The organism is Paraburkholderia sp. LEh10 (genome assembly GCF_017814945.1).
In the GTDB taxonomy this organism is placed as follows: Bacteria; Pseudomonadota; Gammaproteobacteria; order Burkholderiales; family Burkholderiaceae; genus Paraburkholderia.
On record NZ_JAGIPX010000015.1, the window covers coordinates 150,415 to 165,790 of the forward strand.

Below are 15,376 nucleotides of genomic sequence, written 5' to 3' on the forward strand. Positions count from 1 at the left end.
TCAGAAGGACGCGCGCTGGACGTTGCGCGCCGCCGTCACGAACTCGATGACGACAGCGCTCGCGAGCGCGACGAACAGTTGCACTTCACCCGAGAGCGGCACATCGGCCATCCGGTACACGACGCCCGCTGCGTTGAGGCGCGCGAGCAGCGCCTGCCGCGCATCGTCGCCGTCGAGACGGAACGCGATGTGGTCGATGCGCGGGCTCGCGCGGCCGACGTGGCCCGGCAGCGTCGAATCGACGAGATGGATCACGGGGCGGCCTTGCGCGCATAGCCAGTGGCCGCTGATGCCGAACGGCGGCCGCGCACCGTCCGTCAAGCCGACGACATCGACGAAAAAGCGCCGGGTGGCGTCGAGATCAGGGGTGACGATCGTCGCGTGGTCGAGATGCATGATGCGAACTCCGGGTAAACGCGGACTCCGCGTTTTCAGGATCGGATTCTCGGCGAACCGCACGATTTTGATAATTGGCGTACGATTTGAAGGATTTTCAAATGCCGTCGAATAATGACCGACAATCTAGGTGACATTCGCCTCTTCGTCGAAGCGGCCCAACAGGGCAGCCTGTCGGCGGCCGGGCGCAAGCTCGGTGTCACGCCGGCTGCCGCCAGCGCGCGCCTCGCGAAGCTCGAAGGCGGGCTGAAGGCGCGGCTTTTCGAGCGCACGACGCGGCAACTGCGGTTGACCGACGAAGGCCGTCTGTATCTGAACTGCTGCCAGCAGGCGCTGCGCGCGCTCGACGACGCCGAAGCCGCATTGCAGGCCGGCCAGAACGCGGTGCGCGGCAAGGTGCGCATCTCCGCGACGTCGGATTTCGGCCGCAACCTGCTGATGCACTGGCTCGACGAATTCAACGCGCTTTACCCCGACGTCACGTTTGCGCTGACGCTGTCCGATTCGCTGTCGAATCTGGTGCAGGAAGACATCGACCTCGCGATCCGCTTCGGCATTCCGCAGGACAGCTCGCTCGTCGCGCGCCGCCTCGCGCCGAACCCGCGCGTGCTGTGCGCGTCGCCGGACTACATCGCGCGGCGCGGCGAGCCGAAGGATCCGCTCGATCTCGCGCGCTTCGACTGCATCGTGCTCGGCACGGCGTCCGGGCCTGTCAACGAATGGCGCTTCACGCGCGGCGACGAAACGCTCACCTACACCGTGCCGCTCGAATCGGCGCGCGAAACCAACGACGGCGCCGTCGCCCGTGAATGGGCGCTGCGCGGCTACGGCATCGTGATCAAGTCGATGTGGGACGTCGAAGCCGATCTGAAAAGCGATGGCCTGCGTGTGCTGCTGCCCGACTGGCGTTATCCCGACGCACCGCTGCACGCGCTCTACCACCGCAACCGCTTCATGGCGCCGCGCGTGCGCGTGCTGCTGGACTTTCTCGCCGACCGCTTCGCCAAAGTGACGGGCGAACTGGAAGCGCAGCTTGGCTTGCCGCAGCCGCCAGGCGGCGCGCGAGCACGGCGCGGCGGAACGCCAGAAACGCCAGAAACGGCAGCACGGACGCGAAAGGCGTCGGCGAAGCGGGAATCGCGCGCATAGCAAACGCCCGCGCTCGCCCCGGCACGCCGCCAAAGCCCCACGCCCCAAAGGGCTATAATGTGGGACTACGCTGTAAAAACGCGTCTCGGGCGCTCAGATTCGCCCGTCTCTCCGCGCCGCGGCGCCGCGCGTTTTTGTCTCTTCACCCTTTATTGACGCCCCCAGGTTAATTACTGCGACCGGCGAACACTCGATGACCAAGAAAGTTTATGTAAAGACCTTCGGCTGCCAGATGAACGAGTACGACTCCGACAAGATGGTCGACGTACTCGGCGCTGCTGAAGGGCTCGTCAAGACCGACAACCCCGAAGACGCTGACGTCATTCTCTTCAACACGTGCTCGGTGCGCGAAAAGGCGCAGGAGAAGGTCTTCTCCGACCTGGGCCGCGTGCGCGAACTGAAGGAAGCCAATCCGAACCTGCTGATCGGCGTCGGCGGCTGCGTCGCGAGCCAGGAAGGTGCGTCGATCGTGTCGCGCGCGCCGTATGTGGACCTCGTGTTCGGTCCGCAAACCCTGCACCGCCTGCCGCAGATGATCGACCAGCGCCGCGCGAGCGGCCGTCCGCAGGTCGACATCACTTTCCCGGAAATCGAGAAGTTCGATCACCTGCCGCCCGCGCGCGTCGAAGGCCCGAGCGCGTTCGTGTCGATCATGGAAGGCTGCAGCAAGTATTGCAGCTACTGCGTCGTGCCCTATACGCGCGGCGAGGAAGTATCGCGCCCGCTCGACGACGTGCTGACCGAAATCGCCGGTCTCGCCGATCAGGGCGTGCGCGAAGTGACGCTGCTTGGCCAGAATGTGAACGCTTATCGTGGCAAGTTCAGTGGCGCAACGACGCCCGGCTCCAGTGAAATCGCCGACTTCGCGACGCTGATCGAATACGTCGCCGAGATTCCCGGCATCGAACGGATTCGCTATACGACATCGCATCCGAAGGAATTCACGCAGCGCCTGATCGACACCTACGCGAAGGTGCCGAAGCTCGTGAGCCATCTGCACCTGCCCGTGCAGCACGGCTCGGACCGTATCCTGATGGCGATGAAGCGCGGCTACACGGTGCTCGAATACAAGTCGGTGATCCGCAAGCTGCGCGCGATCCGGCCGGACCTGTCGCTGTCGACGGACATGATCGTCGGCTTCCCCGGCGAGACGGAAGAAGACTTCGACAAGATGATGCAGCTCGTGCACGACATGAGCTACGACACGAGCTTCTCGTTCATCTACAGCCCGCGCCCTGGCACGCCCGCCGCGAACCTGCACGACGACACGCCGCGCGAAGTGAAGCTGCGCCGTCTGCAACATCTGCAGGCGACCATCGAAGAGAACGTGCAGCGCATCAGCCAGGCGATGGTCGGCAAGGTCGAGCGCATTCTGGTCGAGCGCCCCGCGCGCAAGGACCCGAACGAACTCGCGGGCCGCACCGAGAACAACCGCGTCGTCAATTTTCCCGCGCCCGTGGAGTCGCACGCGCGCCTGATCGGCCAGATGATCGACGTGAAGATCGTGCATGCGTACCCGCACTCGCTGCGCGGCGAACTCGTGATGGTTCACGACACGGCAACGGCCACTCATTAAGCAATGCACTGACTGACAGGACAGATTCAAAGCCTTGAAGACCTCTCAGCAACATCTGGAATTCACCGCGCCGCGCGACGACAACGCACGGCTTGCCAACCTATGCGGCCCGCTCGACGAAAATCTGCGGCAGATCGAGCAGGCGCTCGACGTCACGCTGCAACGCCGGGGGCACCGCATCAGCATTCGCGGGCGCGGTGCGAAAGTCGCGCTGAATGCACTCGAAAACTTCTACAACAGCGCACGCGATCCGTTGTCCGTCGACGATATCCAGCTCGCGCTCGTCGAAGCGCGCCATCCGGGCAACGGCGGCCGGCCGAACGGCGATGGCGACACGGGTGTCGACGCGCGTTTTCGCGGCGATCCCGATCATCCATTCGACGAACCGGCGCATGAAGGCGACGAGGACGTCGAGGAGCTCGGCCCGAAGCTGTACACGCGCCGCGCCGATCTGCGCGGCCGCACGCCGGCGCAGCGCGAGTATCTGAAGCAGATCGTGTCGCACGACGTCACGTTCGGCGTCGGCCCGGCCGGCACGGGCAAGACGTATCTGGCCGTCGCGTGCGCCGTCGACGCGCTGGAGCGCGATCAGGTCAAGCGCATCGTGCTGACGCGCCCCGCCGTCGAGGCGGGCGAGCGTCTCGGCTTCCTGCCGGGCGATCTCGCGCAGAAGGTCGATCCGTATCTGCGGCCGCTCTATGACGCGCTGTACGATCTGCTCGGCTTCGACAAGACGGCGAAGATGTTCGAGCGCCAGATGATCGAAATCGCGCCGCTCGCGTACATGCGCGGCCGCACGCTGAATCACGCGTTCATCATTCTCGACGAGGCGCAGAACACGACGCCCGAGCAGATGAAGATGTTCCTGACGCGTATCGGCTTCGGCTCGAAGGCGGTCGTCACGGGCGACACGACGCAGGTCGACTTGCCGCGCGGGCAAAAGAGCGGGCTGATCGAGGCGCAGCAGGTGCTCGCCAACGTGCGCGGCATCGCGCTCACGCGCTTTACGAGCGCGGACGTGGTGCGGCACCCCCTCGTCGCGCGCATCGTCGAGGCGTACGACGCGGCCTCGAAGAAAGAAGTGGACGCCGCGGACGCAGCGAAGTGACACGGACATGACCGCTACGAAGAACAACGCATGAGCCGCGCCCCGAAACTGTCACTGAACCTGCAATTTCCCGCCGGAAAAGCGTGGCCCGGGCACAAGGCGCTGCTGCCGAAGGCGACCGTCGCCGGGTGGATCAAGGCCGCGCTCTTCGCCGACGCCGAACTGACCGTGCGGTTCGTCGATGCCGAAGAGGGCCGTACGCTGAACCGCACGTATCGCGGCAAAGACTACGCGACGAATGTGCTGACGTTCGCATACGCCGAATCGGACGACGATCCCGTGACGGGCGATCTGATCCTGTGTTGCCCTGTCGTCGAGAAAGAAGCGGGCGAGCAGGGCAAGCCGCTTGAAGCGCATTACGCGCATCTGCTTGTCCACGGCACGCTGCACGCCCAGGGCTACGACCACGAAGACGAACAAGAAGCCGAAGAGATGGAAGCCATCGAAACCGAAGTGCTCGGCAAGCTCGGCTTCCCCGACCCGTACGAATAAGGCTCGACAGCAACAGTATCGCGCGACAGAGCCCGACGTCGCTTTCGATCGCAGGCTCTGATCCTCAAGTCAGCCTGCGAACCGATCGAACCACCGTGAGCCAGCCCCTTTCCTCCCCGCCGACGCTTCCGCCCTGTCCCGGCTATCCGCCCTCGCTTGGCGAATCGCGGCTTTTGACGGACGACGAGTTGCGGGCGTCGCTGAATGCGTCGCTGAACGGCTGGGACGGCACGAGCGATTTGTGGCTGTTCGGCTATGGCTCGCTGATCTGGAACCCGGGCCTGCCGACGGCGGAAGCGATGCGTTCGCGCGTGCACGGTTATCACCGTGGGCTGTATCTGTGGTCGCGCGTGAATCGCGGCACGCCGGAGCAGCCGGGACTCGTGCTCGCCCTCGATCGCGGCGGCTCGTGCAGCGGCATCGCGTTCCGGCTCGCGGCGGACGGCGCGATGCCGCATCTCGAAGCACTGTGGCGCCGTGAAATGGCGATGGGCTCATACCGGCCCGCGTGGCTGCCGTGCGTGCTCGCGGATGGGCGGCGCGTCGCCGCCCTCGCGTTTGTGATGCGGCGCGAGGTGCCGTCGTACACGGGCAAGCTCTCGGACGAAGTGGTGAGAACGGTGCTCGGGTGCGCGTCGGGACGCTATGGGACGACGCTTGACTACGTGAGCCGGACGGTCGAGGCGTTGCGGGCGAGCGGGATGCCGGATCGGGCGTTGGAGGCGCTGCTCGCGCGGTGCAGGGGATGAGTGCTTTTGCCCTGCGCGGGCGCATCTGCCACCAGAACCGTCGCAGATACGGGCAAAGCTTGTTAATTTTGACCTGCCGCCCCCGCCGCCCGGATATCAGTTAGGATAAAAGCAAGTGTGTTCCGCCGACCCGGCGGCATTTGCCGCGAAATCGATGATTTCCCCGGGACACGGTCCTGCCACGCGCGTGGTGTATCCTTAACGCTCTGCAACAGCGCGCCCAGCTTTTCGGGCGCACCACCATGAACGACACGTATCCCAGTCGACGCCATTCCAGCGACAAACCCCACGAAAAACGCTCGCTTCTTGAGCGATTGACCGATTTCATCTCGCCCGAGCCCGATTCTCGCGGCGAACTCCTCGAAATCCTGCAGGACGCGCATGAGCGCAATCTGATCGACGCGGATTCGCTGTCGATGATCGAAGGCGTGTTCCAGGTTTCCGAGCTCTGCGCCCGCGACATCATGATTCCGCGCGCGCAAATGGACGCGATCAACATCGCCGACGCCCCCGCCGATTTCATCCCCTTCATGCTGGAAAAGGGTCACTCGCGCTACCCGGTCTATGAGGGCAACCGCGACAACGTGATCGGCGTGCTGCTCGCGAAAGACCTGCTGCGCTACTACGCCGAAGAAGAAGCCGACGTGCGCGGGATGCTGCGCCCGGCCGTGTTCATTCCCGAATCGAAGCGCCTGAACGTGCTGTTGCACGACTTCCGCGTGAACCGCAATCACATCGCGATCGTCGTCGACGAATACGGCGGCGTCGCGGGCCTGATCACGATCGAGGACGTGCTGGAGCAGATCGTCGGCGACATCGAGGATGAGTACGACTTCGACGAGGAGAGCGGCAACATCATCGCGTCGCCGGACGGCCGCTACCGCGTGCGCGCGCTGACCGAGATCGAGCAGTTCAACGAGGAGTTCGGCACCCATTACTCCGACGAGGAAGTCGATACGATCGGCGGACTCGTCACGCATCACTTCGGACGCGTGCCGCATCGCGGCGAAAAAGTGCGACTCGACGACCTGATCTTCGAAGTGCTGCGCGCCGACGCCCGCCAGATTCACATGCTGCTCGTGCGCCGCGACCCGCTCGCGGGGCAGCGCGAACGCGACGCCCAGCACGTGCAAACCTGATTCCCCTGAGTTTTCCGTTCCAGCCGACCACGCAATAATGGCCGACCCGATCACCTCCCGTCTGCGCCGCGGCGTGACGTCCGACGCAGCGAACACCCGCGGCCGGACGATGCCGTGGTGGCACTACCTCGCCGCAGCCACTGCCGGCGCGCTCAATACGCTGTCGTTTGCGCCGACGCCGCATGGCGGCTGGCTCGAACTCGCGATCTTCGTGTTCTTCTTCGCGTGGCTCACGCGCACGACGGGCTGGAAAAGCGCGGCGTTCACCGGCTTCGCGTTTGGCTTCGGCAACTACGTGACGGGCGTGTGGTGGCTGTATGTGAGCATGCATTTCTATGGCGGCATGGCGCCCCCCCTCGCGGGCGCGGCGCTCGTGCTGTTCTCGATGTATCTCGCCGTCTATCCGGCGCTCGCGGCGGGAATCTGGTCGTTCTGCGCGGGACACGCGCGCAACGGCAAGCTCGTCGACGACGAGCCGTTTTCGCCGACCTGGCACGGCGCATTCGCGTTCGCGAGCGCGTGGGCCATCGGCGAATGGCTGCGCGGCACTGTGTTCACCGGCTTTCCGTGGCTGGCGGGCGGCTATGCGCAGGTCGATGGTCCGTTTGCCGGTTTCGCGCCGATTGCGGGCGTATATGGGGTCGGCTGGGTGATGGCGCTTGCCGCCGCGCTGATCGCGCAAGCCGTGCTGCGCGCGCGATCGGACGCCAATCGCGATGCGGGCGAGTCTTCAGCCGCGGCGCGCGTCGTCACACCCGCCGTGATCGCGATCGCGCTGATCGCCGCGGGCCTGCTGCTGCCGCTCGTCTCGTGGACGACGCCCGCCAACGCATCGCTCACCGTGCGTCTGCTGCAAGGCAACGTGAAGCAGGACATGAAGTTCGAAGAATCTGGCGTGAAGGCGGCCATCGACGAATACCAGCGGATGATCACCGAGAAGCCCGCCGACCTGATCGTCACGCCGGAAACAGCAATTCCCGTGCTCGCACAGGCCGTTCCCGAGTCGTTCGCGCTCGCCGTGCGCCGTTTCGCGGACTCGACGAATACGTCGATCCTGTTCGGCGCTATCGGTGGAACGATCACGCCGGAGGGACGCGTGGTCGACTATACGAACAGCCTGTTCGGCATCACGCCGGGCCAGGCGGGCGTGTACCGCTACGACAAGCATCATCTCGTGCCTTTTGGCGAGTTCGTGCCGTGGGGCTTTCGCTGGTTCGTCAATCTGATGAACATTCCCCTGGGCGATTTCGCGCGTGGCCCGGCAGTGCAGAAGCCGTTCGTCGTGCACAACCAGCCGGTCGCCGTCGATATCTGCTACGAGGACATCTTCGGCGAGGAAATCGCGCGCACGGTTCGCGAGAGCGCGATGCCAGCGGGCGTGCTCGTCAATTCGACGAATCTCGCATGGTTCGGCAACACCATCGCGCTCGACCAGCATCTGCAAATCGCCCGCATGCGCTCGCTCGAAACCGGGCGCCCGATGCTGCGCGCGACGAACACAGGCGCAACGGCCGCGATCGATGCGCACGGCAACGTGATCGCGCGCATGCCCGCATTTACGGCAGGCTCGATCGACGCGACCGTTCAGGGCACGACGGGCACCACGCCGTATGTGACGAGCGGCAACAATACCGTGCTCGCCGTCTCGCTGCTGTTCCTCGCGTTTGGATTTGCGTTCGGTCCTGGCCGAGCGAGGTCGAACGGCAACAGCGGCGCGAACGGCGCGTCAAAGCGCGGCGGCAACGGCTAAGATCAACACGAAGGGCGGCGCAACGCGAAACAACACAATGAAGCGCCCCCGTTTGATTCACCGGGCCCCAGAAAGTCTCAAGCCAGCGGCAATCCGGTAAAATTCGGGGTTTCACAGCACTGGGCCGCGCGAGCCGCACGGTATCCGCGTCCTGCCTGAAAGGCACCTTCAAGGCACTTCATGCTCACGTTTCAGCAAATCATCCTGACGCTGCAATCCTATTGGGACAAGCAAGGTTGCGCGCTGCTCCAGCCGATCGACATGGAAGTCGGTGCGGGCACGTCCCACGTCCATACGTTCCTGCGCGCAATCGGCCCGGAGCCGTGGCGCGCCGCGTATGTCCAGCCGTCGCGCCGCCCGAAAGACGGCCGCTACGGCGAGAATCCGAACCGCCTGCAGCACTACTACCAGTACCAGGTCGTGCTGAAGCCCGCGCCGGAAAACATCCTCGACCTGTATCTCGGTTCACTCGAAGCGCTGGGCTTCGATCTGAAGCAAAACGACGTGCGCTTCGTCGAGGACGACTGGGAAAACCCGACGCTCGGCGCATGGGGCCTCGGCTGGGAAGTGTGGCTCAACGGCATGGAAGTGACGCAGTTCACGTACTTCCAGCAGGTCGGCGGTCTCGACTGCAAGCCCGTGCTCGGCGAAATCACCTACGGCCTCGAACGTCTCGCGATGTATCTGCAGAAGGTCGAGAACGTCTATGACCTGATCTGGACCGAGTGGGAAGAACAAGGCCCGAACGGTCCGGAACCGCGCCGCCTCACGTACGGCGACGTGTATCACCAGAACGAGGTCGAACAGTCGACGTACAACTTCGAGCAGGCGAACACCGATCTGCTGTTCACGTTCTTCAATAGCTACGAAGCCGAAGCGAAGCGCATGATTGAAGTCCCGCTCGCGCTGCCCGCCTACGAGCTCGTTCTGAAGGCCGCTCACACATTCAACCTGCTCGACGCGCGCGGCGCGATTTCCGTGACGGAGCGCGCGGCGTATATCGGCCGCATTCGCGCGCTGTCGCGACTCGTCGCGCAGGCTTACTACGACTCGCGTGAAAAGCTCGGCTTCCCGATGCTCGGCAACCCCGTGCACGGCGTACCCGGCCTGACCACCGACGAACAGGACGCCGCGATGCCCGCATGGGCGCCGCCGCTCAAAGTCGAACGCAAGATCGACCAGGACTGACGAGACCAAGAAGACATGACGCAATCCCATCAAGCCACCCTGCTCGTTGAACTGCTGACGGAAGAACTGCCGCCGAAGGCGCTCGCGCGTCTGGGCGATGCGTTCGCGGAAGGCATCGCCCAACGCCTTGCGGCGCGCGATCTGATCGAAGGTGAATTGCAGTTCGAGCGTTACGCGACGCCGCGCCGCCTCGCCGTCACCGTGAAGAACGTGCGCAACGTCGCGCCGGAAAAGCACGTGCGCGAAAAGGTGCTGCCCGTTTCCGTCGCGCTCGACGCGAACGGCCAGCCCACGCCGCCGCTCGCGAAGAAGCTCGCCGCGCTCGGCTTCCCCGATTTCTCGGTGACTGACCTCGAACGCGCGAACGACGGCAAGGCCGAAGCGTTCTTCCTGCGCTACGCGGCGCCCGGCGCGACGCTCGCCGAAGGTCTGCAAGCGGCCCTCGACGAAACGCTCGCAAAGCTGCCGATTCCAAAGGTGATGACGTATCAGCGCCCGGACGGCTCGAACGTGCAGTTCGTGCGCCCCGTGCATCGTCTGACGGTGCTGCACGACCATGAGGTCGTGCCCGTCACCGCATTTGGCATCGATGCCGACGACACCACGCTCGGCCACCGCTTTCTGTCCGAAGGCTTCGTGCAGATCCAGCACGCGGACCGCTACGCCGAAACGCTGATGCACCGCGGCCATGTCGTGCCGAATTTCGCGGACCGCAAGGAAACGATCCGCACGCATTTGCTCGCGCAGGCGAACGGCGATCAGGTCGTGATGCCCGAGTCGCTGCTCGACGAAGTGACGTCGCTGGTCGAATGGCCCGTCGTCTATGCATGCCAGTTCGAGGACGAGTTCCTGCAAGTGCCGCAGGAATGCCTGATCCTCACGATGCAGACGAACCAGAAATACTTCGCGCTCACCGACGCGAACGGCAAGCTGCGCTCGCGTTTCCTGATCGTGTCGAACATCGAGACGAAGACGCCTGTCGAGATCGTCGAAGGTAACGAGCGTGTCGTGCGTCCGCGACTGGCCGACGCAAAGTTCTTCTTCGAGCACGACAAGAAGAAGCCGCTCGCCGAGCGCGTGCCGCAACTCGCGAACGTCGTCTATCACAACAAGCTCGGTTCGGCGTTGCAACGCGTCGAGCGTGTCGAAGCGCTGGCGGGCGCCATCGCGCAGATGATCGGCGCGGATGTCGCGCTGGCAAAGCGTGGCGCGCATCTCGCGAAGGCCGACCTGCTGACCGACATGGTCGGCGAGTTCCCCGAGCTGCAAGGCACGATGGGCACCTACTACGCGCGTCACGACGGTGAGCCGGAAGAGGTCGCGCTCGCGTGCTCGGAGCACTATCAGCCGCGCTTCTCCGGCGACGCATTGCCGTCGACGGCGACGGGCACGTTGGTCGCGCTTGCCGACAAACTGGAAACGCTGGTCGGCATCTGGGGCATCGGCCTGCAGCCGACAGGCGAAAAAGATCCGTTCGCGCTGCGCCGTCACGCACTCGGCGTGCTGCGCATTCTCGTCGAGAAGCAATTGCCGATCGATCTCGTCGAACTGCTGCGCGTCACCTACGCGCAATTCGCGAACGTGCCGAACGTCGCCGATTCGACGCAGGCCATTTACGAGTTCTGCATCGACCGTCTGCGCGGCATGCTGCGCGAACGCGGCTACTCGGCGGGCGAAGTGGATGCCGTGCTCGCGCTGGACCCGACGCGTTTCGACGATATCGTCGCGCGCCTCGACGCCGTGCGCGAATTCGCGGCGCTGGCGGAAGCGGCGTCGCTGGCGGCGGCGAACAAGCGCATTTCGAACATCCTCAAGAAGTCCGAAGGCGCAAGCACGAGCGGCGTGCAGATCACACTGCTCGTCGAGTCGGCCGAAAAAGCGCTGCATGCTCAGCTCGAACAGGTCGCGCCGCGCGTGCAGTCGCAACTGGCCGAGCGTCAGTACACGGGCGCGCTGTCGGCGCTCGCGGCGCTGCGCGAACCCGTCGATACGTTCTTCAACGATGTGATGGTCAACGCGGAAGACCCGGCACTGCGCGCGAATCGCCTCGCGCTGCTCGGCGCGCTGCATCAGCAGATGAACTGCGTCGCGGATATTTCCCGCCTCGCCGCCTGAGCCCCGCATCATGCCGACTGCAAAGAAACTGGTGGTGCTCGACCGGGACGGCGTGATCAACGTCGACTCGGACGCGTTCATCAAGTCTCCCGGCGAGTGGGTCGCGCTGCCTGGCAGCCTCGAAGCGATCGCGCGGCTGAATCAGGCCGGTTATCGCGTGGCGATCGCGACAAATCAATCGGGCATCGGCCGCGGGCTGTTCGATATGGACGCGCTCAATGCGATGCATCTGAAGATGCATCGCGCGGCGGCAGCCGTCGGCGGCCGCATCGACGCCGTGTTCTTCTGCCCGCACACGGCCGACGACCACTGCGAATGCCGCAAGCCGAGGCCCGGCATGCTGAAGATGATCGCGGAGCGCTTCGAGATCGAGCCGGAAGATACGCCGTGCGTCGGCGACGCGCTGCGCGACCTGCAGGCGGGCGCCGCGCTTGGTTTCGTTCCGCATCTGGTGCTCACGGGCAAAGGCAAAAAGACGCTCGCGGCAGGCGGCCTGCCCGACGGCACACGCGTGCACGACGACCTGCGCGCGTTCGCGCTCGATTTCCTTGCCGAAGAACAAGAATGACGCGCACACATAGCGCGTCCTCACTTCACTGACCACACTGATGCGCTTCATCCGCTCGCTGCTGCTGCTGATCTTTTTCGCGGTCTTCACGATCCCCTATGCGACCGCGTGCTTCATCGCGTTCCCGTTCATGCGCGCCGACAACCGGTACTGGATGGCGGTCGGCTGGTGTCGTGTGACGCTCGCCGTCGTGCGCGTGCTGAATGGCATCCGATATGAAGTGCAAGGCATGGACAATCTGCCGCGCGGTCCGGCCGTGCTGCTGTCGAAGCATCAGTCGGCGTGGGAAACGGTCGCATTCCCCGCGCTGATGCCGCGTCCGCTGTGCTACGTGTTCAAACGCGAGTTGCTTTACGTGCCGTTCTTCGGCTGGGCGCTCGGCATGCTGAAGATGATTCACATCGACCGCAAGGAAGGCAAGAACGCGTTCGCCTCGGTGACGAGGCAGGGCGCGCGCCGCATGTCCGAAGGCGCATGGGTGATCATGTTCCCGGAGGGCACGCGCACGCCGACTGGCAAGCAGGGCAAGTACAAGACGGGCGGCGCGCGCTTCGCGGTGGCGACGGGTGCCGTCGTCGTCCCGATCGCGCACAACGCAGGGCGCGTGTGGCCGCGCAACTCATTCATGAAATATCCGGGTATAGTCACAGTGTCGATCGGCAAGCCGGTCGACACCACCGGGCTCACGCCCGACGAAGTGAACATGCGCGTCGAAACGTGGATCGAGGCCGAGATGCGCCGCATCGATCCGGCCGCTTATGGCGTCGAGCAGAACTCGCCCGCCGCCGCCCGTATCTGACGCGCCACGCCGCGATGGGCACACGCTGCACGTGTGCGTTGCGCAGCGTATCAGCGCGAAGTGAGTCCGATGCAGAAGTCTCCTAAGCCGCAGCCTGCTGCGGCGCTCGATAGCCGGCAACTCGATCTGCCGCTCTTCGACGAGCCGGGCAAATCCGCCGCGCCGCCGCAGCCCAGGCCCACCGTTCCCCTTGCTCCCGATGGCTCGAAATTGCGCAGCGTCACGCTCGGCGCGCGCACGCTGTACTACGCGCTGAAGCGCTCTTCGCGCCGCTCGATCGGCTTTGCGATCGACAGCACGGGGCTGACGATCACGGCGCCACGCTGGGTCACGCTCGCCGACATCGAAACGGCGATTGCCGAGAAACAGCGCTGGATTTTCACGAAGCTCGCCGAATGGCAGACGCGCACCGAGCAGCGCGTGATGCCGCGCATCGACTGGAAGGACGGCGCCGAGGTGCCCTATCTCGGACAAACCGTGCGCGTGACGCTTGCGGCCGCTAACGGCCAGGTCGCGTTCGATGCCGCGCGGAATGTGCTTGCGTTGCCACTGCCCGCGCAGGCCGATCCGCAGCAGATCAAGGATCGTGTGCAAGGCTGGCTGCAAGGCGAGGCGAAGCGGATCTTCGGCGAGCGTCTCGACGTGTATGCGGAAAAGCTGGGGGTCACGTATCGCGCGTACGCGCTGTCGTCGGCGGCGACTCGTTGGGGCAGTTGTTCGAGTGACGGCAAGATCCGCCTGAACTGGCGGTTGATTCATTTTCCGTTGTCGATCATCGATTATGTTGTCGCGCATGAGCTCGCGCATCTGCGCGAGATGAACCATAGCCCGCGGTTCTGGCAGACGGTCGAGTCGATTTTTCCGGAGTTCCGCGAAGCGCGGCAGACGCTGAAGCATCATCCGCCGGAGTTGTTGCCGGCGATGTGAGTGGTTTGGTTTGGTTTGGTTTGGTTTTGCGCCTGCGCTGGCATTCGCGATGCGGTTTGTGTTTCGACGCTGTCGCTGGCATCCGCGATGCGCCTACGGCGCGAAGGTTGCCCCTGTGCGGGGCGGCACCTACTTTCTTTGCCGCGGTGTACAGACCGGAAGACATGGTTGACACTCGTGCGGGGACATCGTTGACACCTGATACTCACGGTTGTGTCGCCCTGAGGTCAAGTGTTGCGACACGGTGATGGTAGAAAAACAGTTCGATCATGCCGTCCTCGTTTTGCAGCATCGTGCAAGGTTGGAGCCGTCGGCAACGGGTTCGCTCGTCTATCTTGACGCGCGACCAACCGTCAACGCGACACTCGAACGCGTGAAGCGCGCAGGCGGCAAAGTTGAAGAACCTGCCGTGCAACTGCCAAACGACATCGGCTGGATCGGCTTTTTCACCGACACGGAAGGCAACCGCGTCGGCCTCCATTCGAAAACCAACGGCTAAAAACGAACGCCACAGGCGACGGGAGAGCGTCGTGCGGCGCTATCATCGCGGGAGATTCACCGTCTGTCTTCGGGAGACACCCACGATGACGCGTCGCGCCGACCGCCTGTTCCAGATCGCCGAGCTGCTGCGCGGCCGACGCCTGACCACCGCGCAGCAACTCGCGGATTGGCTGCACGTGTCGCTGCGCACCGTCTATCGCGATGTGCAGGACCTGCAATTGTCGGGCGTGCCCATCGAGGGCGAGCCGGGCATCGGCTATCGCTTGAGCCGCAGCGCCAGCCTGCCGCCGCTCACCTTCACCGCCGAAGAGCTCACTGCCCTCGCCGCCGGCGCGCGGATGCTCGAATCGTGGGGCGGCGAAAGCATGGCGGCAGGCGCGCGCGGCGCGCTCGCGAAGATCGCGTCGGCGATGCCCGCCGAAAAGCGAGCGACCATCGACCGCCTCGCGTTCTTCGCGCCGTCGTTCCATATCGACGGTAACGTGTCGGCGATCGTCGATACGCTGCATCGCGCGATCGATACGAGACATGTGGTCAGCTTCGCGCATCAGGACAAGAACGGTGCGGCGACGCTGCGGCGTGTGTGGCCGCTCGCGCTCGCATACTGGGGCGCGCGTTTTACACTCGGCGCGTGGTGCGAGCTGCGCGAAGACTTTCGCCACTTCGCGCTCGCGAATATCGGTGACCTGAAAGTGCACGAGCCGTTTCCCGATGTCGAGGGAAGACGGCTCGCGGATTTCATGCGCAGCATCGGTGTGAAGCCGCGCTGAGCAGGGGATAGCCAGCATGCGAGACACGCCTTTGGCGCGCCTCGCACTACAACGTCAATCGACGGATTTCACCATGTCTTCGATCACCTTCTTTGCATCGCCGAAGACCATCATCGTCTTGTCCATGTAGAAAAGATCGTTATCGAGCC

General features: G+C 64.5%; 15 protein-coding genes and 1 pseudogene. 14 read left to right on the forward strand and 2 right to left on the reverse strand.

Annotation, left to right across the window (positions count from 1 at the left end; all coding sequences use genetic code 11):
- Window positions 1–396: a VOC family protein gene (locus J8I87_RS15375; protein WP_209932305.1), complete on the reverse strand. Its 396-nt coding sequence runs from the start codon at window positions 394–396 to the stop codon at window positions 1–3.
- Between the two features lie 114 nt (window positions 397–510).
- Between J8I87_RS15375 and J8I87_RS15380 the strand changes: the two genes are divergently transcribed.
- The 14 genes and pseudogenes from J8I87_RS15380 (at window position 511) to J8I87_RS15445 (ending at window position 15,227) form a co-directional block, all read left to right on the forward strand.
- Window positions 511–1,545, forward strand: coding sequence for a LysR family transcriptional regulator (locus J8I87_RS15380; protein WP_209932306.1), 1,035 nt, complete (start codon window positions 511–513; stop codon window positions 1,543–1,545).
- 193 nt (window positions 1,546–1,738) lie between these two features.
- The gene (miaB, locus tag J8I87_RS15385; RefSeq protein WP_209932307.1) at window positions 1,739–3,121 is read left to right on the forward strand and encodes a tRNA (N6-isopentenyl adenosine(37)-C2)-methylthiotransferase MiaB; all 1,383 of its coding nucleotides are present in this window, start codon (window positions 1,739–1,741) and stop codon (window positions 3,119–3,121) included.
- 34 nt (window positions 3,122–3,155) lie between these two features.
- Window positions 3,156–4,229, forward strand: a complete 1,074-nt coding sequence (locus tag J8I87_RS15390) for a PhoH family protein (protein ID WP_209932308.1) — start codon at window positions 3,156–3,158, stop codon at window positions 4,227–4,229.
- 30 nt (window positions 4,230–4,259) lie between these two features.
- Entirely contained in the window at window positions 4,260–4,721 is a 462-nt protein-coding gene (gene ybeY / locus J8I87_RS15395; RefSeq protein ID WP_209932309.1) for an rRNA maturation RNase YbeY, read from the forward strand.
- Between the two features lie 95 nt (window positions 4,722–4,816).
- Entirely contained in the window at window positions 4,817–5,470 is a 654-nt protein-coding gene (locus tag J8I87_RS15400; RefSeq protein WP_209932310.1) for a gamma-glutamylcyclotransferase, read from the forward strand.
- 242 nt (window positions 5,471–5,712) lie between these two features.
- Entirely contained in the window at window positions 5,713–6,609 is an 897-nt protein-coding gene (locus J8I87_RS15405) for an HlyC/CorC family transporter (protein ID WP_209932311.1), read from the forward strand.
- A 37-nt stretch (window positions 6,610–6,646) separates the two neighbouring features.
- Entirely contained in the window at window positions 6,647–8,359 is a 1,713-nt protein-coding gene (gene lnt, locus J8I87_RS15410; protein ID WP_209932312.1) for an apolipoprotein N-acyltransferase, read from the forward strand.
- Window positions 8,360–8,539: 180 nt separating this feature from the next.
- Window positions 8,540–9,547 carry a glycine--tRNA ligase subunit alpha gene (glyQ, locus tag J8I87_RS15415; RefSeq protein WP_209932313.1) on the forward strand — a complete coding sequence of 336 codons (1,008 nt, stop codon included), beginning with the start codon at window positions 8,540–8,542 and terminating at the stop codon, window positions 9,545–9,547.
- A 15-nt stretch (window positions 9,548–9,562) separates the two neighbouring features.
- A complete protein-coding gene (gene glyS / locus J8I87_RS15420) occupies window positions 9,563–11,662 on the forward strand; it encodes a glycine--tRNA ligase subunit beta (protein WP_209932314.1) in 2,100 nt (699 codons plus the stop codon).
- A 10-nt stretch (window positions 11,663–11,672) separates the two neighbouring features.
- The gene (gene gmhB, locus J8I87_RS15425; RefSeq protein ID WP_209932315.1) at window positions 11,673–12,230 is read left to right on the forward strand and encodes a D-glycero-beta-D-manno-heptose 1,7-bisphosphate 7-phosphatase; all 558 of its coding nucleotides are present in this window, start codon (window positions 11,673–11,675) and stop codon (window positions 12,228–12,230) included.
- Between the two features lie 40 nt (window positions 12,231–12,270).
- A complete protein-coding gene (locus tag J8I87_RS15430) occupies window positions 12,271–13,029 on the forward strand; it encodes a 1-acyl-sn-glycerol-3-phosphate acyltransferase (protein WP_209932316.1) in 759 nt (252 codons plus the stop codon).
- Window positions 13,030–13,098: 69 nt separating this feature from the next.
- Window positions 13,099–13,956: a M48 family metallopeptidase gene (locus J8I87_RS15435; RefSeq protein ID WP_209932317.1), complete on the forward strand. Its 858-nt coding sequence runs from the start codon at window positions 13,099–13,101 to the stop codon at window positions 13,954–13,956.
- Between the two features lie 307 nt (window positions 13,957–14,263).
- Window positions 14,264–14,455, forward strand: a pseudogene (locus J8I87_RS15440) (VOC family protein); the annotation flags it as partial.
- Window positions 14,456–14,540: 85 nt separating this feature from the next.
- The gene (locus tag J8I87_RS15445; RefSeq protein WP_209932318.1) at window positions 14,541–15,227 is read left to right on the forward strand and encodes a helix-turn-helix transcriptional regulator; all 687 of its coding nucleotides are present in this window, start codon (window positions 14,541–14,543) and stop codon (window positions 15,225–15,227) included.
- 54 nt (window positions 15,228–15,281) lie between these two features.
- Here the strand turns inward: J8I87_RS15445 and J8I87_RS15450 are convergent.
- On the reverse strand, window positions 15,282–15,376 hold a 95-nt coding region (locus J8I87_RS15450; protein ID WP_209932328.1), incomplete at its 5' end, for an NAD(P)(+) transhydrogenase (Re/Si-specific) subunit beta.

Excerpts from the sequence above, each read along its gene's own strand:
- glyQ (WP_209932313.1), top strand. The coding sequence starts at position 8,540 with ATGCTCACGTTTCAGCAAATCATCCTGACGCTGCAATCCTATTGGGAC.
- glyS (WP_209932314.1), top strand. The coding sequence starts at position 9,563 with ATGACGCAATCCCATCAAGCCACCCTGCTCGTTGAACTGCTGACGGAA.
- J8I87_RS15380 (WP_209932306.1), top strand. The coding sequence starts at position 511 with ATGACCGACAATCTAGGTGACATTCGCCTCTTCGTCGAAGCGGCCCAA.
- J8I87_RS15430 (WP_209932316.1), top strand. The coding sequence starts at position 12,271 with ATGCGCTTCATCCGCTCGCTGCTGCTGCTGATCTTTTTCGCGGTCTTC.
- lnt (WP_209932312.1), top strand. The coding sequence starts at position 6,647 with ATGGCCGACCCGATCACCTCCCGTCTGCGCCGCGGCGTGACGTCCGAC.
- gmhB (WP_209932315.1), top strand. The coding sequence starts at position 11,673 with ATGCCGACTGCAAAGAAACTGGTGGTGCTCGACCGGGACGGCGTGATC.
- J8I87_RS15435 (WP_209932317.1), top strand. The coding sequence starts at position 13,099 with ATGCAGAAGTCTCCTAAGCCGCAGCCTGCTGCGGCGCTCGATAGCCGG.
- J8I87_RS15405 (WP_209932311.1), top strand. The coding sequence starts at position 5,713 with ATGAACGACACGTATCCCAGTCGACGCCATTCCAGCGACAAACCCCAC.
- J8I87_RS15445 (WP_209932318.1), top strand. The coding sequence starts at position 14,541 with ATGACGCGTCGCGCCGACCGCCTGTTCCAGATCGCCGAGCTGCTGCGC.
- ybeY (WP_209932309.1), top strand. The coding sequence starts at position 4,260 with ATGAGCCGCGCCCCGAAACTGTCACTGAACCTGCAATTTCCCGCCGGA.
- J8I87_RS15375 (WP_209932305.1), bottom strand. The coding sequence starts at position 396 with ATGCATCTCGACCACGCGACGATCGTCACCCCTGATCTCGACGCCACC.
- miaB (WP_209932307.1), top strand. The coding sequence starts at position 1,739 with ATGACCAAGAAAGTTTATGTAAAGACCTTCGGCTGCCAGATGAACGAG.